The organism is Streptomyces sp. NBC_00234 (assembly GCF_036195325.1).
GTDB lineage: Bacteria > Actinomycetota > Actinomycetes > Streptomycetales > Streptomycetaceae > Streptomyces.
Genome location: NZ_CP108101.1, coordinates 1,312,117 through 1,337,046, shown reverse-complemented (window position 1 = coordinate 1,337,046; position 24,930 = coordinate 1,312,117). Strand labels below are relative to the sequence as shown.

General features: G+C 69.6%; 18 protein-coding genes and 3 pseudogenes. 7 read left to right on the top strand and 14 right to left on the bottom strand.

Annotation, left to right across the window (positions count from 1 at the left end; translation table 11 throughout):
* Position 1 precedes the first annotated feature (1 nt).
* From OG230_RS05645 to OG230_RS05615, 7 genes are all read right to left on the bottom strand, one after another.
* Positions 2–1,030 (bottom strand): NAD-dependent epimerase/dehydratase family protein, encoded by a 1,029-nt coding sequence (locus OG230_RS05645; RefSeq protein ID WP_328909019.1) that lies wholly within the window; start codon positions 1,028–1,030, stop codon positions 2–4.
* Positions 1,031–1,036: 6 nt separating this feature from the next.
* Entirely contained in the window at positions 1,037–1,987 is a 951-nt protein-coding gene (locus tag OG230_RS05640; protein WP_328909018.1) for a carbohydrate ABC transporter permease, read from the bottom strand.
* Between the two features lie 2 nt (positions 1,988–1,989).
* Positions 1,990–2,895 carry a carbohydrate ABC transporter permease gene (locus tag OG230_RS05635; protein WP_328909017.1) on the bottom strand — a complete coding sequence of 302 codons (906 nt, stop codon included), beginning with the start codon at positions 2,893–2,895 and terminating at the stop codon, positions 1,990–1,992.
* A 92-nt stretch (positions 2,896–2,987) separates the two neighbouring features.
* The gene (locus tag OG230_RS05630; protein ID WP_328909016.1) at positions 2,988–4,292 is read right to left on the bottom strand and encodes an ABC transporter substrate-binding protein; all 1,305 of its coding nucleotides are present in this window, start codon (positions 4,290–4,292) and stop codon (positions 2,988–2,990) included.
* Entirely contained in the window at positions 4,289–5,545 is a 1,257-nt protein-coding gene (locus OG230_RS05625; RefSeq protein WP_328909015.1) for a Gfo/Idh/MocA family protein, read from the bottom strand. Before OG230_RS05625 ends, OG230_RS05630 begins: the two co-directional genes overlap by 4 nt.
* A 32-nt stretch (positions 5,546–5,577) precedes the next feature.
* Positions 5,578–7,728, bottom strand: coding sequence for a peptidase C14 (locus tag OG230_RS05620; protein WP_328909014.1), 2,151 nt, complete (start codon positions 7,726–7,728; stop codon positions 5,578–5,580).
* Positions 7,729–7,936: 208 nt separating this feature from the next.
* Entirely contained in the window at positions 7,937–8,794 is an 858-nt protein-coding gene (locus OG230_RS05615) for an IclR family transcriptional regulator (RefSeq protein WP_328909013.1), read from the bottom strand.
* Positions 8,795–9,027: 233 nt separating this feature from the next.
* On the opposite strand from OG230_RS05615, the gene OG230_RS05610 reads away from it, so the two are divergent.
* The 6 genes from OG230_RS05610 to OG230_RS05585 all read left to right on the top strand — a co-directional run bounded on the left by OG230_RS05610 (position 9,028) and on the right by OG230_RS05585 (position 16,518).
* Positions 9,028–10,398 carry an aspartate aminotransferase family protein gene (locus OG230_RS05610; protein WP_328909012.1) on the top strand — a complete coding sequence of 457 codons (1,371 nt, stop codon included), beginning with the start codon at positions 9,028–9,030 and terminating at the stop codon, positions 10,396–10,398.
* Positions 10,398–11,585 carry a mandelate racemase/muconate lactonizing enzyme family protein gene (locus tag OG230_RS05605; protein WP_328909011.1) on the top strand — a complete coding sequence of 396 codons (1,188 nt, stop codon included), beginning with the start codon at positions 10,398–10,400 and terminating at the stop codon, positions 11,583–11,585. Before OG230_RS05610 ends, OG230_RS05605 begins: the two co-directional genes overlap by 1 nt.
* Positions 11,582–12,427, top strand: a complete 846-nt coding sequence (locus OG230_RS05600; RefSeq protein WP_328909010.1) for an amidohydrolase family protein — start codon at positions 11,582–11,584, stop codon at positions 12,425–12,427. Before OG230_RS05605 ends, OG230_RS05600 begins: the two co-directional genes overlap by 4 nt.
* Before the next feature lie 147 nt (positions 12,428–12,574).
* Positions 12,575–13,414, top strand: a complete 840-nt coding sequence (locus OG230_RS05595) for an SDR family NAD(P)-dependent oxidoreductase (protein ID WP_328909009.1) — start codon at positions 12,575–12,577, stop codon at positions 13,412–13,414.
* A gap of 42 nt (positions 13,415–13,456) precedes the next feature.
* Positions 13,457–15,592, top strand: a complete 2,136-nt coding sequence (locus OG230_RS05590) for a peptidase C14 (protein ID WP_328909008.1) — start codon at positions 13,457–13,459, stop codon at positions 15,590–15,592.
* A complete protein-coding gene (locus tag OG230_RS05585) occupies positions 15,589–16,518 on the top strand; it encodes a GNAT family N-acetyltransferase (RefSeq protein ID WP_328909007.1) in 930 nt (309 codons plus the stop codon). Before OG230_RS05590 ends, OG230_RS05585 begins: the two co-directional genes overlap by 4 nt.
* Before the next feature lie 49 nt (positions 16,519–16,567).
* Here the strand turns inward: OG230_RS05585 and OG230_RS05580 are convergent, their stop codons facing one another.
* The 6 genes and pseudogenes from OG230_RS05580 to OG230_RS05555 form a co-directional block, all read right to left on the bottom strand.
* On the bottom strand, positions 16,568–17,263 hold the full coding sequence (locus OG230_RS05580) for a DUF5995 family protein (RefSeq protein WP_328909006.1): 696 nt from the start codon (positions 17,261–17,263) through the stop codon (positions 16,568–16,570).
* Between the two features lie 85 nt (positions 17,264–17,348).
* A pseudogene (locus OG230_RS05575) lies at positions 17,349–17,534 on the bottom strand (nitrate reductase); the annotation flags it as partial.
* 23 nt (positions 17,535–17,557) lie between these two features.
* A complete protein-coding gene (locus tag OG230_RS05570) occupies positions 17,558–17,887 on the bottom strand; it encodes a hypothetical protein (protein WP_328911653.1) in 330 nt (109 codons plus the stop codon).
* Positions 17,877–22,730 (bottom strand): putative T7SS-secreted protein, encoded by a 4,854-nt coding sequence (locus OG230_RS05565; RefSeq protein WP_328909005.1) that lies wholly within the window; start codon positions 22,728–22,730, stop codon positions 17,877–17,879. The genes OG230_RS05570 and OG230_RS05565 overlap by 11 nt, the downstream gene beginning before the upstream one ends.
* Positions 22,730–23,377, bottom strand: coding sequence for a hypothetical protein (locus OG230_RS05560; RefSeq protein WP_328909004.1), 648 nt, complete (start codon positions 23,375–23,377; stop codon positions 22,730–22,732). The genes OG230_RS05565 and OG230_RS05560 overlap by 1 nt, the downstream gene beginning before the upstream one ends.
* Positions 23,374–23,862, bottom strand: a complete 489-nt coding sequence (locus OG230_RS05555; RefSeq protein ID WP_443051576.1) for an SseB family protein — start codon at positions 23,860–23,862, stop codon at positions 23,374–23,376. Before OG230_RS05555 ends, OG230_RS05560 begins: the two co-directional genes overlap by 4 nt.
* A gap of 189 nt (positions 23,863–24,051) precedes the next feature.
* Here OG230_RS05555 and OG230_RS05550 point away from each other — a divergent pair.
* Positions 24,052–24,192: pseudogene (locus OG230_RS05550) on the top strand (IS5/IS1182 family transposase); the annotation flags it as partial.
* 127 nt (positions 24,193–24,319) lie between these two features.
* On the opposite strand, the pseudogene OG230_RS05545 reads toward OG230_RS05550, so the two are convergent.
* Positions 24,320–24,930: pseudogene (locus OG230_RS05545) on the bottom strand (IS5 family transposase); the annotation flags it as partial.

Below are 24,930 nucleotides of genomic sequence, written 5' to 3'. Positions count from 1 at the left end.
ATCAGAACCTTCCGTCACGGACCTGGAACTTGGTGGGCTTGCCGGACAACGGCAGCCCCCGGCGCAGCCAGTCGGCCTGCCACCCGACGAGGGTGCGCAGGGCGACGTCCGGGTATCCGAAGAGAGCATGGCAGCGGCTCGCGTCGGAGAGCAGCGCCGTCGGGGACTCCGCCCCCACGAACACCGGCTCCCGGTCGAACTCCTCGCCGAACCACTGGGCGAGGCGCCGTACCGAAGCGGTCTCGGGGCCGGTGAGATTCAAGGTGAACGCCTCGCCGTCGGTCGCGTGGAGCAGGCTGCGCAGGGCGACCTCGTTCGCGTACCCCTGCCACACCACGTTGGCATGACCGGTCGTCACATCGACGGGCTCGCCCGACTGTACGCGCGCGGCGATGTCGGCGAGGACGCCGTAGCGCAGATCGACCGCGTAGTTGAGGCGGATGGTGGCGACCTTCGTGCCCAGGGTCAGCGCGGCATGGCCGAAGATCCGCTCGCGGCCCAGGCACGACATGGCGTACTCGCCGACCGGCCCCACCGGGTCGCTCTCGGTGCACCCGCCGGAGGAGACGGACACCAGCGGATACACGTTGCCGGTGGAGAACGCGGCGATCCGGGAGCCGGACCAGCGGCGCGCCACCCGGTCCGGCATCGCGGCGTTCACCGCCCACGCCTGTGAAGGGGCCCCGGCCGAACCGAACTTGGCCCCGACCATGAAGACGACGTTGCCGGCGTCGGGCAGTGCGGCCAGATCGGCGCCCGGGTCCATCAGGTCGAAGGCGACGGTGCGGACCCCGGCGGCCTCCAGGTCGTCGGCCGCCGCCTTGTCGGACCAGCGGGACACCGCGTACACGGTGACGTCGGCGCGGCCCGCGGCGTCCAGGGCGCGGCGGGCGAGCCGGCACAGGCTCGGCCCCATCTTGCCGCCCGCGCCGAGGACGAGCAGGTCGCCCTCCAGCCGGCCGAGGTCCGCGATCAGCGCGGGGGAGGGGGTGGCGAGCCGCTCTTCGAGGGCGGCCTCATCGGTGAACATGCGTGACTATCCCTTGATTCCGGACGCGGTGACGCCCTCGGTGAAGTAGCGCTGGCCCACCAGGTAGGCGGCGAAGATGGGCACGAACGCGATGACGGAGCCGGAGAGCACCACGTTGAGCGGTACGTTCTGCTGCTGGAGCGAGGCGATGCCGACCGTCAGGGTGCGCATGTCGGTGGACTGGCCGATGATCAGCGGCCACAGGAAGTCGTTCCAGTGCCACAGGAAGACGAAGACACCGAGCGTGGCGAGGATCGGCTTCAGCAGGGGCAGCACGATCCGGTAGAAGATCTGCCACTCGCTGCACCCGTCGAGGCGGGCCGCCTCGAAGAGTTCGTCGGGCAGCCCCTGGATGAACTGCCGCATCAGGAACACGGCTTGGGCGTTGGCCAGGGTCGGCACGATCATGCCCCAGTACGTGTCGACCCCGCCCATCTTCGCGATCATCGCGAAGGTCGGGATCATCGTGACGTGGTACGGGACCATGACCATCGACAGGAACGACCAGAACATCGCCTCCCGGCCCGGGAAGCGCTTCTTGGCGAACGCGTACCCGGCGAGCGAGGCGAGCAGCAGCACACCCACGACCGAGACGACCGAGTAGATCACGGTGTTGAACAGCCAGCGCGGTACGTCCTGGGCGTTCATGACGCTGTCGTACGCCTCGCCGGTCACCGGCCACGGCAGCAGACTGCCGGGGAACTCGACCGCAGCGGACGGCTTCAGGGACAGCACGACCATCGCGTAGAACGGGAAGACCGTCACGATCGCCGCCACGGTCAGCAGCGCGCCGCGGGCGATCCGGCCGGCCGGGGTGGCGCGCATGCCGTGCGGCACGGAGTCCTGCTCGGCCTGCTTGCGCAGCCGGCGTTCCGCGCGGCGGGCCGCCCGGTCGGGTGCGAGGGGCGCCGGGGCCGGCGGGTCGGCAACGGGTGTCTCTGCGGGTGCTGCGGTCATGGTCACTGGTCCTTCCCGATCACGAGCCGCTGGATCACGGCGACCACCACGGTCAGCACGAAGAGCGCGACACCGATGGCGGAGGCGTAGCCGAGGTCGAAGTACTTGAAGCCCGCGTCGTAGAGCTGGAAGACGAGCGTGTAGCTGGCGTTGGCGGGGCCGCCGCCGGTCATGGTGTAGACGGCGTCGAACACCTGGAACGAGGCCGTCGTCTCGATCACGGCGAGGAAGAACAGGGCCGGCCTGAGCTGCGGCAGCACGATGAACCGGAACCGCTGCCAGGGACCCGCGCCGTCGGTGAGCGCCGCCTCCTCCAGCTCCCGCGGAATGTCCTGCATGCGGGCGAGCAGGATCAGCATCCCGTACCCGAAACGGGACCAGACCCCGACGATCGCGAGCGCGGGCAGCACCAGCAGGTCGTCGGAGAGCCAGGAGCCCTCGGAGAAGCCGAGCCAGCCCATCAGGGTGGACCACGGGCCGCCGGTCGAGAAGATCCAGACGAAGACGGTGGCCGCCAGCACCAGCGAGGTGACGACCGGCAGGAAGAAGACCGACCGGAAGAAGCGGGCGCCGCGGAAGGCCCGGCGGGTGATCAGCGCCAGCGAGACGGAGGCGATCAGCGTGCCCGGCACCGCCAGCACCGTGTACAGGACGGTGACCTTCAGGGCCTGCCAGAACAGCGGGTCTTCCCAGAGGCGCGTGAAGTTGTCGAGGCCGATGAAGCTGCCGCCGCCGGTGAGCGAGTAGTCGGTGAAGCTCATCAGCACACCGGCCACACCGGGGCCGAACCGGAAGGCGAGGAACAGCAGGAAACACGGAAGGACGAAGAGCAGGCCGATCCGGGCCTCGCGGCGCGCCTGCGGCCCGCTGCGACGGCCCCGGCGGGTGGGTTCCGCGACGACTGCCACGGGGATCTCCTTGCGGGACGAGGGAAATGCTTGGGTGGGTCGGGCCCGTCCGGCGTCCGAGGACGTGTCCTGCGCCGGACGGGCGTTGCGCGTCAGCGCCCGAGCATCGCGTCGGCGGCCTTGGCCGCGTCGTCGAGAGCCTGCTGCGGGGACTTCTTGCCCAGCAGCGCGGCCTGGATCTCCGGTGCCAGCAGGCCCATGACCTCGCGGGACTTGTCCTCCAGCGGACCCACGGACATGCTCGGCAGGGTGGCGCCGACCGCCTTCTGCAGGGCGTCGCCGGGGTAGAGGTCGCCACCGGACGTACGGGCCGGGAAGTAGCCCGCGTCCTTCTGCAGACCGGCCGCGTTCTTCGACTCGGAGAGGAAGTTGATCCAGTCGCCGGTGTTCTTCTTGTCGGCTCCCTTGAGCATCGACACGGCGCCGACCGTGCCGTAACCGATCGACGTGGTGTCCTTGAGCGGCGGCTGGACGACGATGTTCTCCTTGCCCCAGAAGGGCTCGACATCGGCCGGGGTGTTCTGCCAGGTACAGGCGACCTTGCCCTTGGCGACCGGTGTCTGCTCCAGCTTCGGAGTGGTCGTGATCAGGTCCTTGTCGGTGTACCCGCCCTCGACCAGCTTCTTGAGGTACGTCAGGGCCTTCACGCCCGCCGGGTCGTTGAACGCGACCGTCTTGCCGTCCTCCGAGAAGACGTCGCCGCCCGCCTGCCACAGCAGCGGGTAGAAGGTCATGTTCAGCGTCTGGAGGGTGTCGCCGCTGTGGCTGGTGGCGTAGAAGCCCTTCGCCTTCAGCTTCGGCGCCAGCGCCTCCAGCTCCGCCCAGCTCGTCGGGTACGCCGACTCACCGATGGCCTCGAACACCCGCTTGTCGCAGATCAGCGGGTTGGCGCTGGTCAGCACAGGGGTGCCGAGCACCTTGCCGTCGTACGTCACGGACTTCAGGGCGAAGTCCGTGTAGTCGGCCTTGGCCGCCGCCGGCATGAAGTCGTCGGCGGGCAGGATGTTCTTCGCGTACTTCGGCAGCTGGTCCGGCACCAGGTAGACGGCGTCCGGGCCCTTGCCCGAGGCGATCGCGGTGGCCAGGGCGGTGTCACGGTTGGCCCACGGGAAGGTCTCCACGGTGACCTTCACCCCGGAGTGGGTCTTCTCGAACTCCTTGACCAGGCCGTCCCAGTACGACTTGTTCTTGGCCTCGTCGAAGATGACCGGGTAGGTCCACATCGTGACGGTGTTCGCGTCGTCGCCGCTGCCGCAGCCCGCCAGGACACCCGAGGCGAGCGCGGTGACCAGGACGGGGGCGGCGATGCGGCGCACTCTGGAACGGCGCTTCAGGACACGGGACATGAGGGGGTCCTCCGAGGACGTGAGGGTGGTGCCGGGAAGAGGGGAGTTCATGCGGCGGGCACCGTCTGGACGGTGCCCGTGTGGCGGGCGCGTTCGGCGGCGAACGCCGCGAGGTGGCTGCCGAGGGAGGTGGCCGGACCGGACCGGACGGCCCCGGCGTCACCGGTGGCGACGGCGGTGACGAACGCCTCCACGAGCGCGGCGTCCCCGCCGCCGTGCCCGTCGGCCGCGTTCGACCCGGACGTGCCGAGTTCGTGGACGGTGGTCGCGCCGGTCCGGAAGTCCTGCACGGTGACCCGTTCGCCGTCACCGCGCAGCCAGCCGTGCGAGCCGAATATCCGGGTCTGGCGGTGGGTCTGCTCCGTGAACGCCACCATCTGGAAGGTCGCGGTCACCCCGCCGGTCAGCTGCATCGCGAGGACCTGGTGGTCGACCACGTCGTTGTCGCTCCGGTACGCGCAGACGCCGTACGGCCCCTCGCGCAGGGCCGCCACGAGCCCGGCCTCGTCGGTCGCCTCGGTGACATGGGTGACCGGCCAGACCGCGCCCTTCTCGCGCAGCGTCGGCATGTAGAGCTTCAGCGCGCTGTACGGGCAACCGGACTCCACCGCGCAGTCGAGACACCGGTCCGCCGAACCGGCGGGGGCGTTCTCCGGCCGGAAGTGCTTCAGTCCGCCGAAGCCGGTGACCTGCTCGATCCGGCCGCCCATGACGTACGTGATCCAGTCCAGGTCGTGGCAGGACTTGGCCAGCAGCATCGGCGAGGAGTCCTTCTCGCTGCGCCACGGCCCGCGTACGTAGCTGTGGGCGTAGTGCCACCAGCCGACCGGTTCGAGGTGGTCGATGGAGACCAGCTGGCCCAGGACCCCGGAGTCCACCACGCTCTTCACCAGATCGGTGTAGGGCGTGTACCGCATGACGTGGCAGACGGCGAAGAGGACGCCCGCCCGTTCGACCCCCTCGACGATCCGCCGGGTCTCGTCCTCCGTCGGGGCGAGCGGCTTCTCGGCGAGGATCGCGTAACCGGCCTCGGCCAGGGCCAGTACGGGCTCCACATGGAAGCGGTCCTGGGTGGCGACGACGACGGCGTCGGCGATGCGGTGCTCCACCAGCGGGCGCCAGTCGTCGAACTCGACGGGGGCGCCGGCGGCGGCGCGCGCGGCGGGACGCGGATCGGCGACCGCCACGAGCTCGGCACGCTCCGGGTTGGCCTTGATCCACTCGGCGTACGTCAGACCGCGGTTGCCGGCGCCGACGAGCGCGACCCGTACGGGCCGGCCGGTGATCGGGGTATGCGTGGACACGGGGATTCCCTGGTGATCAGTGGGCGGGGTGGTCAGAACCGCAGCGTGGCCGCGGTGTGGGCGACACGGTCGCCCTCGTCCGGCAGCGCGGTGCGCTCGGTGCCGTCCTCGACGCAGCCGGTGTGCAGCAGATGGCTGTCGCCGGTGAAGGCCGCGGGCCGCAGTTCGAGCCGGCCGCCGCTGAAGGTGGCGCCCGTCGCCCGGTAGCGGTTGACGCCCTCGGTGACGAGGACGTGGGCGGTGCCCTTCGGGGCGGTCGAGTCGAGCCCGGTCAGCTGCCAGTCGACGGTCCGCCCCGCGCCGGTGCGGGAGAGGAGGGCGCCGTCCTTGTTGGTGCCGGTCAGCCGGGTCCCGTCGACGCGCAGCCGCTGGTCCTTGGCCGAGGTCAGCCTGAGGCCGGTGTCACGCAGCTCGCCGCCGAGCACCGTGACGTCGGAGTGGGCGAGCGAGACGGGCGCGGTGTCCTGGGATCCGGTCAGCACGCACTGGTCGAGGACGAGGGGGCCGGTGCCGTTGAACACCGCACCGTCGACGCCCTTGAGGACGGTCCGGTGCAGGGTGACCGGGGCGGTCACGTTCGCCTGGGTGATCTCGGCGCCCGCCGCGAAGGCGAACGAGGAGTCGGCGATCACGTTGGGCCGCGCGGAGAGGTCGGAGGCCCGCGAGACGATCAGCGGTCCGCTCGCCGTGCACCCGCGGAGCTGGACGCCGTCGGCGTTGACCCAGAGCATCCCGGAGCCGGCGAGCGACTTCTTCCCGGTGACCAGGACGTCCTCCAGCGTCAGATCGGTGATCTTGACGCGGGCCACGAACCAGGAGCAGGAGTGCCTGCGTACGGTGATGCGCTTCGCCCTGCCGCCCCAGGCGGCGCCCGAGTTGGCGAAGGTCATCAGTCCGGAGTTACCGGTGTAGACGAGGTCGTGCTCGAACTGACCGTGGGTGACGAACGGGCCCTGGTCGTCACCGTCGCCGTGGCAGTTGGTGACGTAGCAGTACGCGGACGCGGTGAAGTCGTTGAGATGCCGGGCGTTGGAGGTGTGACAGTCCTCGACGTGCCCGTACAGGCAGTAGATCTGCTGGGTGAGGTAGCCCGCGCCGCCGTAGGTGACGGACTTCGGGTTGGTGAGCGAGCACTGCTCGGTGCGGAAGTACGTGCACCAGCGGCGCATCACCACGGGCCAGAAGGTCCCGACGGCCTCGATCCCGGAGACGTCGCAGCGCACGGCGTACTCGTACGCGACCGGGTGCGAGCCGGTCATCTCGTCCTCGCCCCAGCCTTCGAAGACCATGTTGCGCACGTGTGCGCGGTCCACGGGCTCGACCCGGGTCCAGGTGAGGGTGCGTCCCGCGGCCAGGTCCCAGCCGGTCTTGTAGTTGACCCGGATGTGCGTCGCGTCCACGACGTCGGTCACCTGGACGAGCCGCTGGATCTCCTTCTCGTACCTGCCCGACAGGGAGTTGATCTCCACCGCCCACCACTGGCCCACGGCGAACTTCTCCGCGTCTCCGACCTCGAAGAGATCGGAGAGGTCGGGCATCGGGGCACCCAGCGTGTGGGTGTGGACCGTGTCGGTGGTGGTGCCGCGGAAGGAGAGGACGGCGCCGAAGGGGTTGTCGTGGGTGTTCTTCTCGATGCCTGTGGTGTGGACGCGGTGGCCGCCGAAGTCGAGTGCGATGTTCGAGCGGTTCCAGAGGTGGCGTTGGGTGAAGAGGAGGTCGGTGTGGGCCTCGATGCGGTGGATCGTGGGGTCGTTGATCATCGCGTCGAGTGCGGCGTCGGCGGGGTGTTCGGCATCGAGGTGGCCGAAGGTGCGGAAGTCGACGGTGCCGGTGTGGAGTTGGTGCCAGCGGCCGGTGGTGTCGGTCTTCGGTGCGATGACGGTGCCCCCGTTGTGCGGGGTGTCGGACTCGCGGTCCCAGCGGACGGTCATGGTGCCGCCGTCGCCGGGGGTGCGGTAGCCGGCGACCAGGACGAGGGTTCCGTCCGCGAGCGGGCCGGTGTTGAGCGCCCGCAGTGCGGCGACGGTGTCGACGTGCAGGACGTCGGTGGTGTGGGCGGGCGCGGCCTGGGCGCCGGAGGTGGCCACGGCCGTACCGGCCACGACCAGACCGGCCAGACCCGAAGCCCGCAGGAGGCTACGGCGGGTGGACGGCACGGGGGTGGGGTGCTGCGGAACGCTCATGCGGACTTCGCCTTCCGAGAAGTGCCGAAAGTGAGGGAGCGTTCCTGCGGTGGACTGCCATGAGGCGGATGGCTCAAAAGGGTTCGGCCGTCGGATGTTCACGACGCGGTGGGCAGGCGTCGGAAGCGGGCCGAAAAGGATGAAAATCCGGTGACGTGTGGATGTCAGCGGGGTTGGCAGGGAACCTACGGCGCGTCGAGCCGATCGGTCAAGACCTGATTTCGTCGGAATCGGAGGCGGCCGTCGTCGCGCTGTCGTCCACCGCGTCGTCCACCCAGCCCAGCGAAACGCTGATCCTGCGCGCCGCGTCCCGCACCTGACCACCGAGTTCTTGGTAGCGCCAGGCCGGCAGACCGAGCTTGAGGCCGGTGATGCTCACCGCTCCGGCGCAGACCGACCGGTCGTCGAAGACCGGTGCCCCGATGCAGATGATGCCCTCGGCGTCCTCCTCGTCGTCCAGGGCGTAGCCGACGCGGGCGATGTCGCGCAGATGGGACAGGAAGGTGGCCGGGTCGGTGATGGTCCGTGCCGTGCGGCGGGGCAGCCCGAACCGCTCGACGACCGCCGCGGCCTCGCTCTGCGGCACCGCGGAGAGCAGCGCCTTGCCGAGCCCCGTGCAGTGCGGAAGCTCCCGCTGGCCCATCCGGAGATCGAGCCGGACGCGCTGGTCGAGCTCCACCTGGTCCACGACGACCGCGTGGCCGTCCTCGGGCACGGCGAGCCGCGAGGCCATGCCGGTGACCTCGGTGAGGTCGCGCAGGACGGGGTGGGCGACCCCGCGCAGGGACACCTGGGAGCGCGCCCGGTCGCCGAGCCTGGCCAGGCTCATGCCGAGCCGGTAGCGGCGGTTCATGCCTTCGCCGTCGTCCGAGACGAGGCCGTACGCGCGCAGCGTCTGGAGCATGCCGAAGGCCGCGCTCTTGGAGATGGAGCACGCCTGGCCGACCTCGGTGACGCTCAGGCCGTTCCCCTGCGAGGGGGCGGCGAGCGCTTCGAGGATGTCCGCTGCCCGGGCCACGCTCTTGACCCAGTACTTCGGCTCTTCTGGGGCAGCACTGTTCGTCATAGCAGAACAGCCTAGTGCCTCCGAGGGGTTGAACGGTGCTCTCGTGGCCGGAAAGGGGTTGACCGGCCCTGGGGGCAGACGTAATATCGGGCACTGTTCTGCTCTACAGAACAGCGTTTTGAAAAAGTGACTCTCCTCTTCCTGCGGCGACTGCCGGGCGGATGGCGCCAGGGACTCACGGGCCGGGCAGGGCCTGTGAAAACCGACGACTCTCGACGCAAGGAGCAAGCACCATGAGCTCAGGCCCGGTAGGCAACGATTCCGGAGCCCGACTCGCCGAGCGCGCCCGCCAGGTCGTTCCCGGCGGCGTGAACAGCGGTCAGCGCAGCGTTCCCGGACTGACCGACCTGGTCGTCACCGGGACCGACGGCGCACGGTTCCGTACCGCCGACGGACGCGAGTACACCGACTTCCACTCCGCGTTCGGCCCGCCGCTGCTCGGCCACAACGACCCCGACGTGGCCCGCGCCACCGTCGAGGCCGGAGCCACCCTCGGCCACATGGGCGTCGGCGTCACCGAGGGCGAGGTCCTCCTCGCCGAACAGCTCACCGAGCTGATCCCGTCGGTCGAGAAGGTCCTGCTCACCAGTACCGGCAGCGAGGCCACGTTCCACGCCCTGCGCGTCTCCCGCGCCGCCACAGGACGCCGCCTCGTCGTCAAGTTCCAGGGCTGCTACCACGGTTGGCACGACTCGGTCAGCCTCAACGTGATCTCCGCCCCGGAGCAGGTCGGCAGCCACGACCCGATCTCGACGGGCATCCTTCCCGAGGTCCTGGAAGCCACCCTCGTCCTGCCGTTCAACGACAGCGAGGCCGTCCGCCGCACCTTCGCCGAGCACGGCTCCGACATCGCCGCCGTCATCGTCGAGCCCGTCCCGCACAACGTCGGTGCCCTCCTCCCGTACCAGGAGTTCCTCACCACGCTCCGCGAGGAGACCACCCGGGCCGGCAGCGTCCTGATCTTCGACGAGGTCATCACGGGCTTCCGCCACGACATCGGCGGCTGGCAGAAGATCTCCGGCGTCACTCCCGACCTCACCACCCTGGGCAAGGCCATCGCCAACGGAGCCCCCGTCGGCGCGATCGGTGGCCGCGCCGACCTGATGGACCTCTTCTCGACCCGCCCCGGCGCCCCCGCCTTCTTCGCCGGCACGTACAACGGTCACCCGTCCGTCGTCGCCGCCGCCCTCGCCACGCTCCGCAAGCTCCGCGAGGAGCCGGTCCACGAGCATGTCTTCCGGCTCGGCGACCGGGTCCGCACCGAACTGACCGGTCTCTACGAGCGCCTCGGCGTCCCGGCCGTCGTCACCGGATACGGCTCCGTCTTCGTCACCTACTTCATGCCGGGCGAGACCCCCCGTACCTACGCCGACCTGCTGCACAACGACGCCTCGCTCTTCGTCGGATACCGCCGCAAGCTCCTCGACCACGGTCTGTTCGAGCTGCCGCTCAACCTCAAGCGCAGCCACATCAGTTACGCCCACACCGACGCCGACGTGGACCGTCTCGTCGAGGGCACCGAGGCAGCCGTCAAGGCCGTCCTCGCCGAGGGCGGCGCCCGCGACCTGGAGAACACCTCGACCATGGGCGGAGCGACCCGCTGATGCTGACCGTCAACCGCACCCGCCCGGCAGGACCCGCCGGACGCATCACCCGGGTCGAGACCCTGATGCTCGGTACCTCCTGGCGCGACTTCGGCTACGTCCGGGTCCATACCGACGAGGGACTCTCCGGCATCGGCGAGATCACCCACCCCTACCGGGTCAGTGAGGTCTGCGCCCTCACCGAGGCCCTCGCGCAGCGCCACCTGATCGGCGCCGACCCCTTCGACATCGAGGAGCTCTGGCTCCGCGTCTACCAGGGCGACTTCCTGCGCGGCGGAGACATGGGCGGCATCGCCCTCTCCGGCCTCGACCAGGCGATGTACGACCTGATGGGCAAGGCCCTCGGCGTTCCCGCGTACCGCCTGACCGGCGGCGCCTGCCGCGACGCCGTCCGGGTCTACGCCAACGGCTGGTACACCGGCGAACGCGAGCCGGAGACCTTCGCGCAGAAGGCCCGCGAGACGGTCGCCAAGGGTTTCACCGCCCTCAAGTTCGACCCGTTCGGCCCCGGCCTCCACGAGCTGGAGCGCGCCGAACTGCGCCGCTCCGTCGACCTGGTGGCAGCCGTCCGCGAGGCGATCGGACCGGACGTCGACCTCTTCATCGAGGGGCACGCCCGCTTCGCCATGCCGACCGCGGCCCGGCTGGTGCGCGAACTGGAGCCCTTCGACATCGGCTGGTTCGAGGAGCCGATGCCCTGGACCCACATCGAGCGGTACGCGGAACTGCGGCAGCGCGCCACCTTCCCGATCTCCGGCGGCGAGCACTTCCACAACCGCTACGAGTACAAGCAGCTCTTCGCCACGCACGCCGTCGACATCATCCAGCCGGATCTCTCCATGGCCGGCGGATTCACCGAGGTGCGGAAGCTGGCCGCGATCGCCGACACGCACGGCATGCTCATCGCCCCGCACAACTCCAACTCGCCGCTGTGCACCACGGTCTCCGTACACGCGGCCCTCGGAATCCCCAACTTCAAGATCCTCGAAACCTTCGACGGGCTCCTGGAGCCGTACGTCTTCGACGCCCTCAAGGGCACCCTGCCGATGGCCGACGGCCACATCGGGCTGCCGACCGCCCCCGGCCTCGGAGTCGAACTCGTCGACGAGGTCTTCGAGGAACACCCGCCCAGCCACCGCTTCTGGAACATGTTCGCGGACGGCTGGGAGAAGCGGAACCGCACATGATCGTCGACGTCCACTCGCATCTCTTCCGGCACAGTCACGACTTCACCGACCCGTTCAGATCCGACTCGGCCCGCGCCCACGCGGGCGAGGTCGACCTGACGGTGAAGTGGGAGGAGTACGCGGCCACCGCCCCGCCGGACACCCGCACGATCGTGGTGGGCGGCAAGGCCCGCCGCAGCGGTCTCTGGGTCGACGACGCCGCGGTCGCCGCGTACGCCGGGCAGCACCCCGACCGGCTCATCGGCTACCTCGCTCTCGACCCCACCCAGCCCGGCTGGCAGGAGGAACTCCGCTACGGCCACCAGGAGCTCGGCCTGCGCGGCATCAAACTCATGCCGATGTACGCGGGTTTCGACCCGGCCGCCGAGGAGTACGACGAGCTGTACGGCTACGCGGAACGGCACGGCCTGCCGCTCCTCGTCCACACCGGCACCACCTTCGTGTCGAACGCCCCGCTGGAATGGGCGATGCCGCGCCACCTCGACGCGGTCGCCATCCGCCACCCCGAACTGCGGATGGTCCTCGCCCACCTCGGCCACCCCTTCGAGGGCGAGTGCATCGCCGTCATCCGCAAGCACCCGCATGTGTACGCGGACATCAGCGCCCTGCACTACCGGCCCTTCCAGCTCTGGCACAGCCTCCGGCTTGTCCAGGACTACGGGGTCTTCGACAAGGTCATGTTCGGCAGCGACTATCCGTTCACCACGGTCGACGACTCGGTGAAGGGCCTGCGGGAGATCGCCCGCATCCCCGGCATCCCCGGGCTGCCCCCGCTGGACGCCGACGCGGTGGAGGAGATCATCCACCGGCCGTCGCTGGACCTGCTGGGCCTGAACGGCTGACCCGCCCCCTCGAACCTGCTGGACGGCACGGGCATGGCCGCCCCCCGGCCACCCCGCGGTCCAGCAGCGGGGCCGCCGCACCCCCGCCCCCCCGGTCGGTGCGGCGGCCCACCTCTCCGTACCGCTCAGCCTGGAGGAATGACCGCCATGACCGCAGCCGTCCCGCCCCGCGGCACCGACCGCTTCGACCTGACCGGCCGCACCGCGGTCGTCACCGGAGCCGCCCGCGGCCTCGGCCGGTCCTTCGCCGTCGGTCTCGCCGGTGCGGGCGCGGACGTGGTCCTCGTCGACCTGCCGGGTGCCGAGGGCGTCACCGAGACGGCGGCGGCCGTCGAGGCGCTGGGCCGCAGGGCGTGGACGTACGGCCAGGACCTCGCCGACATCGACGCACTGGCCGGTTTCGCCGACCGGGTACGCGCCGAGGCCGGGCCGCTGCACATCCTGGTCAACAACGCGGGCACGGCCGCCCTCGAACGCTTCAACGAGATCACGCCCGCCGGCTGGTCGCACATCATGCGGGTCAACGTCGACGCGGTCTTCTTCCTCAGCCAGCGCGTCGCCGAGCACATGACGGCCGACGGCGTCGCCGGCCGCATCATCACGATCAGTTCGAAGAACGCCCTGGTCGCCGAGGCGGGCCTGGCCCACTACAACGCGTCCAAGGCCGCCGCCCAGCTCCTCACGGAGACCCTGGCCATCGAGCTGGCCCCGCACGGGATCACCGCCAACACCCTGGCCCCCGGCATGGTCGAGACACCGATCGACGGCGAATTCCCCTTCGACCGCGAGGCGTTCGAAGCCGCGTACCGCGAGCGCATCCCGCTCGGCCGGTACGCACAGCCCGACGAGTGCGTGGGCGCGCTGCTGCTGCTGGCCTCGGACGCCGGGGCGTACATGACCGGCGCGCGCATCGTCGTCGACGGCGGGGTCCTGGCCGACCAGATGCCACGTATGCGCTTCATGCCGCCGTACCGCAACACCATCTGACGTCACCGCGCACGCACCGACCACGCGAGGAGCACCTCCGTCATGTCCGTTCACGCATCGTCACGCCGTGGTCTGCTGCGGGCTTCGGGTCTGGCCGGTCTGGTCGTGGCCGGTACGGCCGTGGCCACCTCCGGCGCACAGGCCGCGCCCGCCCACACCACCGACGTCCTGCACGTCGACACCGTCGCCGCACTGCGGGCGCTCAACACCGGCCCGCTCGCGGACGGAACCCTCGTCCTGGTCGCCGGCTACCGCACCCCCGGCGACGGCGGAACCATGACCCTCCGCTGGGACCGCGAGTCCGACACCCCGCACAACGGCGGCACCGTCATCGCACCGAAGACCGACCCCACCGGCCGCTGGCACCAACTCCACACCGGAACCGTCGACTTCCGCACCTTCGGCCACCTCGATGCCGAACACCCCGCCGACGCCGCACTCGACGCGATGATCAACGACCCCACGATCCACCGCATCGAGGCCCACACCGACCTCCTCTTCACCCAACGCCACCTCTGGAACCGCTCGAACATCGAACTCGACTTCGGCGGCCACCGCGTCCACACCACAGGCATCGAGAAGAACACCCACGACAACCCCTTCGGCGCCGTCCTCTCCTTCCGCGGCACCACCACCGACACCACGGTCGAGCACGCGCTCTCCGCCGAGGTCGTCGAACTCACCGACGCCTTCCCGGTCCCGGACGCCGAGGTGTTCGGGGTGGGGCAGTGGTGGGCCGTGCAGGTGGCTCCGGTAGCGGGCGGCGGCGCCGACGAGCGCGAGCTCCAGAAGCTGGTCGAGATCACCGAGATCATCGACGCCACCCACATCCGGATCGGCTACCTCAACGGCTGGGAACTCGCCGCCGGGCGCAGGCTGACCTGGACCCGCGTCGAGCCGGTGCGCAACACCCACGTCCGCAACCTCGTCTTCGAGGGCGCGGGCGACGACGAGTACACCGGCTCGCACCCGGTCTCCTACGAGTACGCGGTGGACTGCGACGTCTCCGGCATCCACGCGACGGGCAGCTTCTGGCCGGTGATCATGCGGCGCTGGTGCACCCGGTTCCGTACCGAACAGTGCTCACTGAAGAATCCGCCGACCGTGGACTACGGCGGCGCGGGCTACCTCACCCAGCAGATCTACTGCCTGTACGGCCACATCGCCGACTGCACCACCAGCAACGTCCGCCACCTCAACGACCTCACGGCCTCCGCGTACTGCACCGTCACCAACTGCCACGGCGACGGTGACGACGCGGGCGGCAACCCGTTCACCACCCACGGCCAGTACGAGCACGATCTGCTCTTCGACGGCAACTCCGGGCTGATGGACATCGCCAACTCCGGTGGGCAGTGGGGCATCTCCGCCAAGCGGATCACCGTACGCCGACACGTCTGCTCCTGGTTCACCGCCAACACCAAGATCACCGACCTGACGCTGGAGGACGTCACGGTGATCGCCCGTCCGACCTTCGACCAGGCCGGCACCCTGACCGTCAACGCGGACGGGGCGCAGGTCAGGGGCTGCACCGCGAAGACCTTCGCCGTCGCACAGCGGTCGGCGCGCTCCACCCGGCCGACCGTGATCAGCGACTGCTCCTTCGAGCCGCCGGCGGGCGCCGTCCTCGTGCAGACCCCGGTCAGCACCCCGGTCCACTTCGTGCGCTGCACGTTCGGGGGAGTCGACGGGGCCGTCCTGCGCGGATCAGGCCCCGTCCGCTTCACGGACTGCACCGTCACCGGCGCCGCGAACGCCGCCCCGCTCTCCGTGGGTTCGGCCGAGATCGTCATCGACGGCGGCACGTACGCGGGCACGGGCATCGAGCTGAGCGCCGTACGCGACCAGCACCTCACCGTCACCTCCGGCACGCGGATCACCGGCACCAACAGGGCCAAGGTGCTGCTCGGACGTGCCGCCGGCACCGGCACGGTCACCTGGGACGTCTCCGCACTCACCAGCAGCACCGAGGACGCCGGCACCGCCCACATCCGGATCGCCGACGGCCGCAACCACTACGCGGCGACGGGCAGCCGCTTCACCGGCGGCACGCTCCATCTCGCCCCCGCCGCACTCGACACGGCCCTGCACACCTGCTGCGTCGAGCGGGGGACCAGGCGCACCGCGATGCCGGAGAGCGGCGCATCCGCCCGCACCGACGGGAATCTGACCCTGTGAGCGCCGGGGTCCGTACGGCCGTCCCCGCGGACGAACCCGCGCTGTCCGCGCTGTGGCGGCTGTGCTTCGACGCCCCGCAGATCTCCCGCCTGTACGCCCTCGATCCGGACCGCCACCGCCGTACCTTCCTCGCGGAGAGCGACGGCCGGATCGACGCGGTCGTGGTCTACGTGCCGCGTACGATCCGCGACGCGCACGGTGTCCCGCAGCGGGTCGGCGGCATCGGCAGCGTCGCCACCCGGCCGTCCGCGCGCGGCCGGGGCCTGGTGCGCCGGCTGCTGTCCGAGGCCGAGCGGACGATGACGGCGGAGGGCTGCGCGTGGTCGCTCCTCTTCACCGCAACGCCGGGCGTCTACCGGAGCTCGGGCTGGCGGGAGTTCCCCTCCACGTACGTGGAGGGGACGATCGCGCCGGCCGCCGGGGACCCGGCGGTGTTCCGGGTCCGCGCGGCCACGGCGGCGGACGCCGGCGCGGTGGCCGCCCTGCACGCCGCGCACAACGCGACCCGGCCGCTGAGCTCGCTGCGGGGGCCCGAGGACTGGGCCGTACGCGTCCCCGCCTGGTACGGGCCGCTCGACCGCTCGCTCGTGGCCGAGCACCCCGTATCCGGGGAGACCGTCGGCTGGCTCGCGGCCGGGTGCGTGGGGGAGTGCGTGGAGGTACGCGAGTTCGCGGGGGCCGCCGAGTGCCTGGGCGACCTGTTCGCGGCGGTCGCCGCGCAGGGGCGCGAGGCGGGTGCGGACCGCGTCCGCGTCCGGCTGCCCGATGCGCCGGATGCCGGAACGGCGCTGCCCCGCCTGCTGCGGAACGCCCGGACGCACGAGGAACACGTGGGCATGGCCCGGCCCCTGCTGGCCGCACCCGGCCCGGTCCTGGCCACGGTCACGGCGCCGGGAGCCGTCCACTGGTACGGCGACTGCTTCTGAAAGCACGTGCAAGGAACGCGCAAGGAACGGGCGCGGGGGACCGGAGGCGTCATCGGCACGGCGTGAGCAGACAGCGCCCCACCAGCCCGGCGCCCGTGTCCAGCCGCTCCCTGAACTCCTCGGCGAGCAGCGGGAATCCGCGGAGCTCCCACAGCACCCGCGCGGCCGACCAGGAGGCTTCGCGGGCCCGTTCCAGATTCCAGGACCCCACCAGATGGGTGAGCGGGTCCGTGACCTCCAGCAGATCGGGGCCCGGGACCAGGTCCTCGACGATGCGTTCCTCCAGCATCGCCAGGAGGTCGCCGACCCGGTCGAACTCCTCCTCCAGATCGGAGGGGGAGCAGCCGAGCGCGTGACAGGCGTCCACCACGGCGAGCGCGAGATCGTGGCCGAGGTGCGCGTTGACCCCGGCCAGGGCGAACTGCACGGGGCGTACGCCGGGATGGCGCCGGTACTGGAACAGCGGACGCCAGCAGGCGGGCGGGCGCAGCCCCGCCGAGGCGGAGTCGACCGCCATCAGATAGCGCTCGGCGAACAGGACGTCCAGCGCGTCCGGCCCGGTCCCGAACCGGTTCTGCCGGCCGAGGGTCTCCGCCACCGTCAGATAGACCTCGTGGAAGACCGCGACCCCGTCGTGGGGCGGCCCGTCGGAGCGGAGGGCGCGCATCCGCCCGATCACCGCGGGGACGTCCGCCGTCGCGGTGCCGGAGCCAGCCGGGTCTGCGTACTGCTCGAACTGCGCCATGCGGGCAGCGTCCCAGTCCCGGGCCGGCCGTGGCGCCGACCGGCCGGGGGTTCATCGGAACGGGCGAAGATCCGCCCCGTACGCCTCAGTCCCGGGACGCGTCCTCGTCGTACGTGGAGGTGCCCTCGTCCAGCAGGGGCTCCTGGGTCTTGAGGTGGGCCGGGGCGAAGGCCCGCAGCACGTGGTAGCCGGTGATCACGACGATGGTGCCGAGCGCGATGCCGCTCAGCTCGAAGTTGTCGGTGATCTTCAGGCTGACCCCGCCGACACCGCGGCCGGGGCCGACGGGGTCATTCAGTACCGCGGCACCGAGTTCAGGACATCGCGCTTGGCCAGCGTCTCCGCTCCGGCTCCCGTGAGCGTGACCTTGCCGGAGTGAACGGTGTCCAGTTGCTCGACCTGCTTGCCGTACCACTCAATGGCGGTCAGCAAGAACCCTGGCGTGGCCGTGCCCGGGCCAACTGCGGAACCCGGGTGCTGGAACACCATGCCCAGCCGTGCCGTCCCCTCAACACAGCGAACCACGCACACGGCCACGTCGTCCGCCGCGTCGGTAACGCCCGGCGTCATGGATTCGATGGATTCGATGCTCAGGGCTGCCTTCTCGGGCAGGTTATCCAGCACGACGGTGTGCCTCCTCGACGAAGTGCGCGATCTGCTCAGGGGTGAGCTTGGGAACATCGTATTCAAGGAGCGGATCGATGTCCCCGTTGCCGATCTTGCGTGGCACGTGGATGCCCATCTCGGAGAGGATCTCCCGGGCTACCGCCGATGGCACCTGCGCGGATGCGCGGGACGACAGTTCCGCCGGACTCAGCTCGACGGGCCATTCGGCCTCGCGCGCGATGTACCCCTGGTGGACCGGGACCCCGTCCAGTGCGCCGCGCGGATAGATCTCGACGACGGCGTCGCCGAACCGCTCGGCTTGCGTCGCGAACACGCTGGCGACGCCGGGGTCGGACGAGGTTGGTGTGATGCCGTGCCGTTGCACACCGGGGCTGCCCTCGAAACCTGTGGTGGTTCCGCGGAACAGATGGGGAGGGCACGGTGACAGGCCGAGCGGGTCGGTCCAGGTGTGCGGATTCAGGACATACGTCGACGGGTTCGGCGCCGGTACGAGGCCGAGCGGGTCCGGGGTGAGGTATCGGGCTGTCTCTGGATCGTAATGCCGGAAGTAGTTGTAGTGCAGCCCTGTTTCAGGGTCGTAGTACTGGCCGGGGAAGCGCAGTGGCGTGTACGCGGTGTTGTCAGATGCCCACGTGGTGGTACCCCACAGGGTCCGGCGGCTGCGCCAGGCGATTCCGCCTTGCTCGTCGACGAGCTCGCAGGGTGCGCCGACGAGGTCGGTGACAATGGCGAAGAAGCGAGAGTCGATCTCGTGCTGGGCTGCGTGCACCCCGTTCGGCACACCGACTGATGCAGCCGCTTCAACCGCACCGGCCGCTTGCCCCATGGTGTGCAGGCTCCCCATGGGGCGCACCTGAGCGCCATGCTGGCCATCCCCCGCCTCCTGCGCCACCACCGCCATAATGCGTTCGGTCTGGGCCACCGGCCGCAGGCCGTCGTGGTCCCAAGTGAGGGTGACCGGATGAGGTGACTCGTCCGAGACCGTGGTCTGCTCGCACAGTGTCGGCCCGTCCCAGGTGAAGTCGCTGCGCTCGATGACCGTCGTACCGTCCGCCGACAGGCGCAGCTTGGCTATGCGTCGGCCTGACGCGTCGTACTCGTACCGCCATCGTGTTCCGTCCGGCGTCGTCACTGCGGTGAGCCGGTCCTCGGCGTCCCACGTGTAGTGCCACACCTCCGCCTTGCCCGATAGGCGGGTCTTGCGGCGCTGGACGATCCGGCCGGCAGCATCATGGGAGTAGCGGAGGGAACCGGCCCGGGTGAGGCGGGTGCCCTTGTACTCACGCGGGCCTGTGGCTTCCTGTCCAGGGTGGTCTTGTGGCCAGGTGGCGTGGGTCTGGTTGCCGGCTGCGTCGTAGGCGTAACGCTCTGTCCAGCCGGCGGCGTGCACGGCGGTGACGCGTCCGGCGAGGTTGAGGTCGAAGGTGCGGGTACCGCTGAGCTGGTCGGTGAGGGTGGTCAGGCTGCCGTCGGCGCTGTAGGTGTAGTCGCGGCGCTGGATGCTGCTGCCCGTGGTGCCGGTGATCTGCTGGCTGGTGAGACGGCCGAGCGGGTCGTACTGGTTGGTGAAGGAGACAGTGTCGCCGATGTGGCGGGCGGTTTCCTGGCCGACGGCGTCATGTTCGAAGGTGATGGTGCGGCCGGAGGTGGTGAGGGAGGTGCGGCGGCCGGCGGAGTCGTCGGTCCAGGTGCTGACCACGCCGGTGGGGGTGGTGCGGCCGGTACGGCGGCCGAGGGCGTCGTAGGTGTACGACATGGTGCGGCCGTTGACCGTTTCGGAGACAAGGCGGCCGTACCTGTCCCGAAGGAACGTGACGGTTGCGTCCTCGTTGACTGCTTCCGCGAGGTGGTCGGCGAAGTCGTAGGCGAAGGTCGTGGTGGTTCCGGCAGCGTTCTTGCGGACGACGCGGCCGAGCATGTCCCGTTCATAGCGGGTTGTTTGGCCTGCGGCGCTGGTACGTGCGGTGAGCCGACCTGCAGCATCCCGCTCATAGAGGAGCGTCCGGTTGTCGAAGTCCGTCTCGGCTATCAGTTGTCCGGCTGGACTGTATCCGTAGTCCCAGGTCAGGCATTGAGGGTTGGTGACCCGGGTGAGCCGGAGGTTGCTGTCGTGCGTGAATTCGTACCGGCCGCCGTCTGGCTCTGTGCGTGCCAGGAGCAGGTCGAAGTCGGTGTACTCGAAGCTGACGGTCGCGCCGACGGCATTGGTATGGGTGAGGCAGTTTCCCTCACCGTCGTAGGTCCACGACTCCTGACTTCCGTCGGCCTCGATGCGACAGGCGAGTTTGCCTTCGACAGTCCACGTGAGACGGGTGACGGCACCCCGTGCGTCGCTGATCGATACTGGGCGGCCGAAGGCATCCCGCTCGTAGCGAGTGGTCGCGCCGAAAGGGCCGGTGACTGCGACCGGAAGCCCGGCCTTGTCGGGCGTGAGGATCGAAGTGTGCCCGAGGGCGTCGGCCATGGAGACGAGTTGGCCCGCCTCGTCGTACGAGAACGCGATTGTGGCGCCAGTGGGTTCCGTGATCGAGGTGCGGTTGCCGTGATCGTCGAAGGCCTGCCGGGTGACGTTGCCGTCGGTGCCGACGATGCGTACGGGGAGTCCCAGTTCGTTGTACTCGGCGCATGACCGGCGTCCGTCCGGTCGCTCCACCTCAACCAGTCGCCCATGCTCGTCATGTGTGAAGCGGGTGATGTGGCCGAGCGGGTTGGTGACGGACAGCAGTCGGTGGTAGCGGTCGTGCTCGTGGCGCGTGACCGCTCCCAGGGGGTCGATCTCGGCGACGACCTGGGAGCGGTCGTTGATCACGTATCGGGTGGTGTGACCGAGCCTGTCCGTCATGGACGTCATGCGCAGGCCGGTGGCGGGGTCGGTGTCGTCCCAGGTGAAGTGGGCTTCGAGGTGGCCGTTGGTGCCGGTCTGGTAGACGCAGCGGTCGTGTTCGTCGTAGACGTACTCGTACCGGCTGCCGTTGGTGTCCGTCCACGCGGTGATGCGGCCCAGCTCGTCGCAGTCGAAGCGCACGGGCTTGCCCGAGGAGTTGGTGACTTCGGTGAGGTGTCCGTCGGTGTAGCCGTAGCGGAGGATTTCCTGGTCGGTGCCGTCGGGGGCGGCGCCTGCCAGGTGCAGGGCGGTGACTCTGCCTTCGTGCGTGGTGAGTTTCAGGTGGTAGCCGCCGTGGTGCACGATCGAGGCAGGAGCACCTGTCTCGTCGTACTCGAAGGTGATCCAGCGGCCGTTGCGGTCGTCGATCTGGGCCAGGAGTGCCAGCTCCCCGGTGGGATGGTCGACGAAGTGCCGGACCTGGCCGGTTTCCGGGTCGGTGATGGTGTAGCCGTCGCCTACCCGGTCCAGGGGCCAGCGTCGGCCGTGTGTGGGCATGACGGGGGCGCCAGGCGCGGGATGCGGGTAGGCGAGCAGGCTGCCCTCGTTGCAGCTGAAGACCACGCCTTCCGCGTCGATCTCCAGGCGTTGGTCGACCGTGCTCGACCAGCCGGTGCCGAACCAGTGGCCGGCGTGGCGCGAGGAGTCGAAGACGCGCTCGAAGACCAGGGGCAGCGATCCCGGCAGCACGATGTCCGTCTGCGGGAGCAGCATGCGACCGGTGGCGACGTCGATGGGGTCTCCGTCACACTTGACCTTGCTGCATTGCTGCCCATTGGAGTCGGGGTTCGCCTCGTGGCCTTGGCGGTTCTGGCCTTTGGGGCGTTTGGGGAGGTCCTTCATCCCGGCCCGTAGGCCGCCCTTGATCAGGCCCCCGGCACCCTTGGTGCCTACCAGCTCGGGGAGGAGTCGGCCGATGAATTCGGAGGGGTCGCCCTTGGCGGCGTCCCAGGCGTTCTTGAGCGCACGGTCCGGGTTGGCGGCGGTGGAAGCGAGTCCGGCGAGCGTCATGTTGACGCCCTTGTAGTACTCGGCCGGGTGCGTCAGGTTGTACGGATCGGTCGGGTTGACCGAGCGGACGAAGTTGAGCAGTCCCGCTGTGCCCTTGATGACCCCGCCACCGACATGGGCGAGCTCGATGCCCTGACCCACCCCGTAGTCCAAGAACTCCTGCTTGGCCCGGTCCAGGCCGGTCGGTTCCTTCGGGGCGTGCGCCATAGCGGCAGTGATCGCGCCCTTGGCCGCTTCGGCAGCCTCGTTACGCGCTTGTCGGGCACGCTCCAGGATCTCCTGCGCGTGCTGCCGCTTGGCCACGCTCGGATCTGAGAACTCCCCCGGATGCGGCAGCGGGTGATCGGTGTTGCGGACCGCGTCGTAGGCTGCCGCCTTCTTCCGGAACGCGGCAGCGGCCGTCTCGTAGTTCTGCTTGCCCTCCTTGTGGAGAGCGATCGCCTCACGCGCCTTGGCCTGCGCGCCGGTGACCGTCTGCGCGTACGTCTCCAACGCCGAGGCCGCGTCCTCGAACGCATCCGCCGCCCGCACCCAGTCGGTGGGCAGGGTCTGGAACTTCTCCCGGAAGGTATCGGCGGCCACGCCCTTCCAGTGACCGGAGTCGAGCCGTTTCATCCCGCCACCGACGAGATCGAACGCCTTCTGGAAATCCCGCAGGTTCTTCACCGCCGCGGCGATCTTCTCCGGCCTGCCGTGGATCAGCTCGTTCGCTTCCTCGCTCTGCCCGAGCTGCTGCTCCCCGACCTCCGCACCCAGCGAAGACGCGGTCTCATCCCCCCAGTCCTCGACCGAGTCCGCCCACGAGTCGGCACCGACCTTCTCCAGACCGGAGCCGACCACATCGGTGCCCTTGTCGATGCCCTCGCCGACAAGCTCCTTGCCCTTGTCGACCAGATCGCCGGCCCCGTCGTAGAGGTCTCCGCCGAGCTTTCCCCAGTCCACCATCAGCGACGCTCCCCCCACCGCGGCTGCTCAGCCTGATCGATCGTCTCCTGCGACGGATCAAGCTGCTCCTTGAGGTGTTCATCCGCCGCCGCCCGCACCCCCGGGTCGATCAGACCGCTGCGCTCCATCGAGTCGAGCGCGGAGTCCTCCACGTCGTAGGCAGTGTCCTGCCAGTTCTGCTGAACCTCGCCGTGGGCCTCGAGCATCGACTCCGCGCTGTAGTCCGGGTTGTCGTACGCGGACTGACTGCTGATCGTGTCCCAGCTCATCTTCTTGACGTCGTCCTCGGACAGGTGCGGATTCCCGTTCAGGGAGTTCACACCGACCTTGAACGAGTCCTTGATGTACTGCTCCTGCTCTGCGAAGGAACCCGCCGACAGCCCGACCCCGAGCGCGAAGCCGTTCCCCTTCTGCGTCAGGGCCCGCACACCCCAATCCCAGCGGTCGCAGAACGTCTGGAACTCCGACGCCAGCCCACCGTGCCCCAACTCCAGCCCCGACAACGCAAGATCCGCAAACCCCCGCCCCGTCGACGCCTGGCCGATGAACCCGAGCTCCTTCAGCTCCGCGTGCGCCAGGTCGATCCCCTTCGCGATCGCGGCCAACGCCTCCGGCGGCACATCAAGATCAGGACTCTCCCCGCTCACTGCATCCCCCCGAGATCCACCGCAAACGCCTCCGGCACAATGCCCGCCACCGGCGGGAACAACATCCCACCGTCCTCACTGCCCGCATCCAGCGCCACCCCCGCAGGACCCGGCAGCATCGGCACCATCACATCCAACAACCGCGCACCCAGCACCGTCCGGTACGTCCACTCCCGCTCGGCATCCCCACGAGCGCGTGCGAAGCGGGCCAGAGCCTCCTCGTCCGAGAACGCACAGATCCAGCGCACACCGTTCTGCTTCGCCGACCACAGATCGCTGGCCTCATCCAGCGGTACTAGCAACGCCGTTCGCCGGAACTCACCCAGCAACACAGCAAACTCGTGTCGAGCAGCCGATGTCGGGTCGCCCTCCGGCGCCTTGGCAGTGGCCGATCTCGGCGCCTCACGCGGTGACGGAGGCATCTCGGGCGCAGGCCAGTCGGCCAAGTCAGAGATCCTTGAAGGCCGGGCGGGTGGCCCGGCCATGTCGTCGGCGTCGTCCCCGTAGTCGAACACTCGTCGAATATTGTCACGGTGCGCTTCCCGGGAGCAACGACTGAAATGGTCAGCCAGTCACTGCCCGGACCGGCGTCCGCTGCACGCGTACTGGGCTCGGCTGCGGGCGGTCCCCCTCACTGGTCGGCCGGTCGAACCTGGGCGGCCCTGTAATGCACCAAAGCCCGTGCCCGCGTCGAGCACGCCTTCGCTCGCATGAAGAACTACAAGATCCTCCGCGACTGTCGACAGCACGGCAACGGACTCCATCACGCAGCCCAGGCCGTCGCCCACATGCACAACCACGCCCTCACCGCATGATCAGACAGGACTGCAGCCAGCGTCAGCACTCCACCACACAGCCTTCTGCAACACGCTTTAGGCCGTGTCTCCTTGCTCACGTCCGAGTCCAAATGAGGATGGCAGCAAGGTGCAGTGCAGCCTGCTAGGCGATGGCGAGTTTGTCTGTTCGCATGGCTAGACCGCGCCACTGTTCGAGGCGGTTGATGCACCGCTCGACGGCATTCCGCTTCCTGTAGACCTCCGGATCGAATCCAGGTGGCCGCCCGCCGCGGCTGCCGCGCCGTTGGTGGTGGGCGAGCTGGTCGGCAGGCTGCGGGATGACGGCCCGTATGGGCTTGGTCGTCGCTGGCCAGGTGCACTTTCGTACTCAGGCCACCACGGGATCGTCCGAGCGCGTGGTCCGCCGGCTCGGGCCGGTCAGCTGCAGCATTGCCACCGGCACCTGCTGCGTGATGGTGGGCACGGCAGACGGTGGAATCCACCGACACGGTCCGACCGATGTCGTCGCTGGCATCTGCAGCAGAGAGGACGGCACCGAAGATCCGCTCCCACATCCCATCGATCGCCCATCTGATCAAGCGTTTGTGCGCGGTCTGGAAAGAACCAAGTTCAGCAGGGAGCTCTCTCCAGGGCGAGCAGGTGCGGTATTTCCATGCAATGCCTTCCAAGGTCCGACGATGGTCAGCCCCATGTCGCCTCCGGACCGGATTGGCCGGCATCGGCGGCCGCATCAGTGATCACTAACCGGACGGACAC

What these genes read in the sequence shown, in the direction of transcription:
- OG230_RS05610 (WP_328909012.1), top strand. Translation starts at nt 9,028, where the DNA reads ATGAGCTCAGGCCCGGTAGGCAACGATTCCGGAGCCCGACTCGCCGAG.
- OG230_RS05605 (WP_328909011.1), top strand. Translation starts at nt 10,398, where the DNA reads ATGCTGACCGTCAACCGCACCCGCCCGGCAGGACCCGCCGGACGCATC.
- OG230_RS05590 (WP_328909008.1), top strand. Translation starts at nt 13,457, where the DNA reads ATGTCCGTTCACGCATCGTCACGCCGTGGTCTGCTGCGGGCTTCGGGT.
- OG230_RS05620 (WP_328909014.1), bottom strand. Translation starts at nt 7,728, where the DNA reads ATGAGCGTTCCGCAGCACCCCACCCCCGTGCCGTCCACCCGCCGTAGC.
- OG230_RS05640 (WP_328909018.1), bottom strand. Translation starts at nt 1,987, where the DNA reads ATGACCGCAGCACCCGCAGAGACACCCGTTGCCGACCCGCCGGCCCCG.
- OG230_RS05595 (WP_328909009.1), top strand. Translation starts at nt 12,575, where the DNA reads ATGACCGCAGCCGTCCCGCCCCGCGGCACCGACCGCTTCGACCTGACC.
- OG230_RS05615 (WP_328909013.1), bottom strand. Translation starts at nt 8,794, where the DNA reads ATGACGAACAGTGCTGCCCCAGAAGAGCCGAAGTACTGGGTCAAGAGC.
- OG230_RS05630 (WP_328909016.1), bottom strand. Translation starts at nt 4,292, where the DNA reads ATGAACTCCCCTCTTCCCGGCACCACCCTCACGTCCTCGGAGGACCCC.
- OG230_RS05555 (WP_443051576.1), bottom strand. Translation starts at nt 23,862, where the DNA reads ATGGCCGGGCCACCCGCCCGGCCTTCAAGGATCTCTGACTTGGCCGAC.
- OG230_RS05580 (WP_328909006.1), bottom strand. Translation starts at nt 17,263, where the DNA reads ATGGCGCAGTTCGAGCAGTACGCAGACCCGGCTGGCTCCGGCACCGCG.
- OG230_RS05565 (WP_328909005.1), bottom strand. Translation starts at nt 22,730, where the DNA reads ATGGTGGACTGGGGAAAGCTCGGCGGAGACCTCTACGACGGGGCCGGC.
- OG230_RS05600 (WP_328909010.1), top strand. Translation starts at nt 11,582, where the DNA reads ATGATCGTCGACGTCCACTCGCATCTCTTCCGGCACAGTCACGACTTC.
- OG230_RS05645 (WP_328909019.1), bottom strand. Translation starts at nt 1,030, where the DNA reads ATGTTCACCGATGAGGCCGCCCTCGAAGAGCGGCTCGCCACCCCCTCC.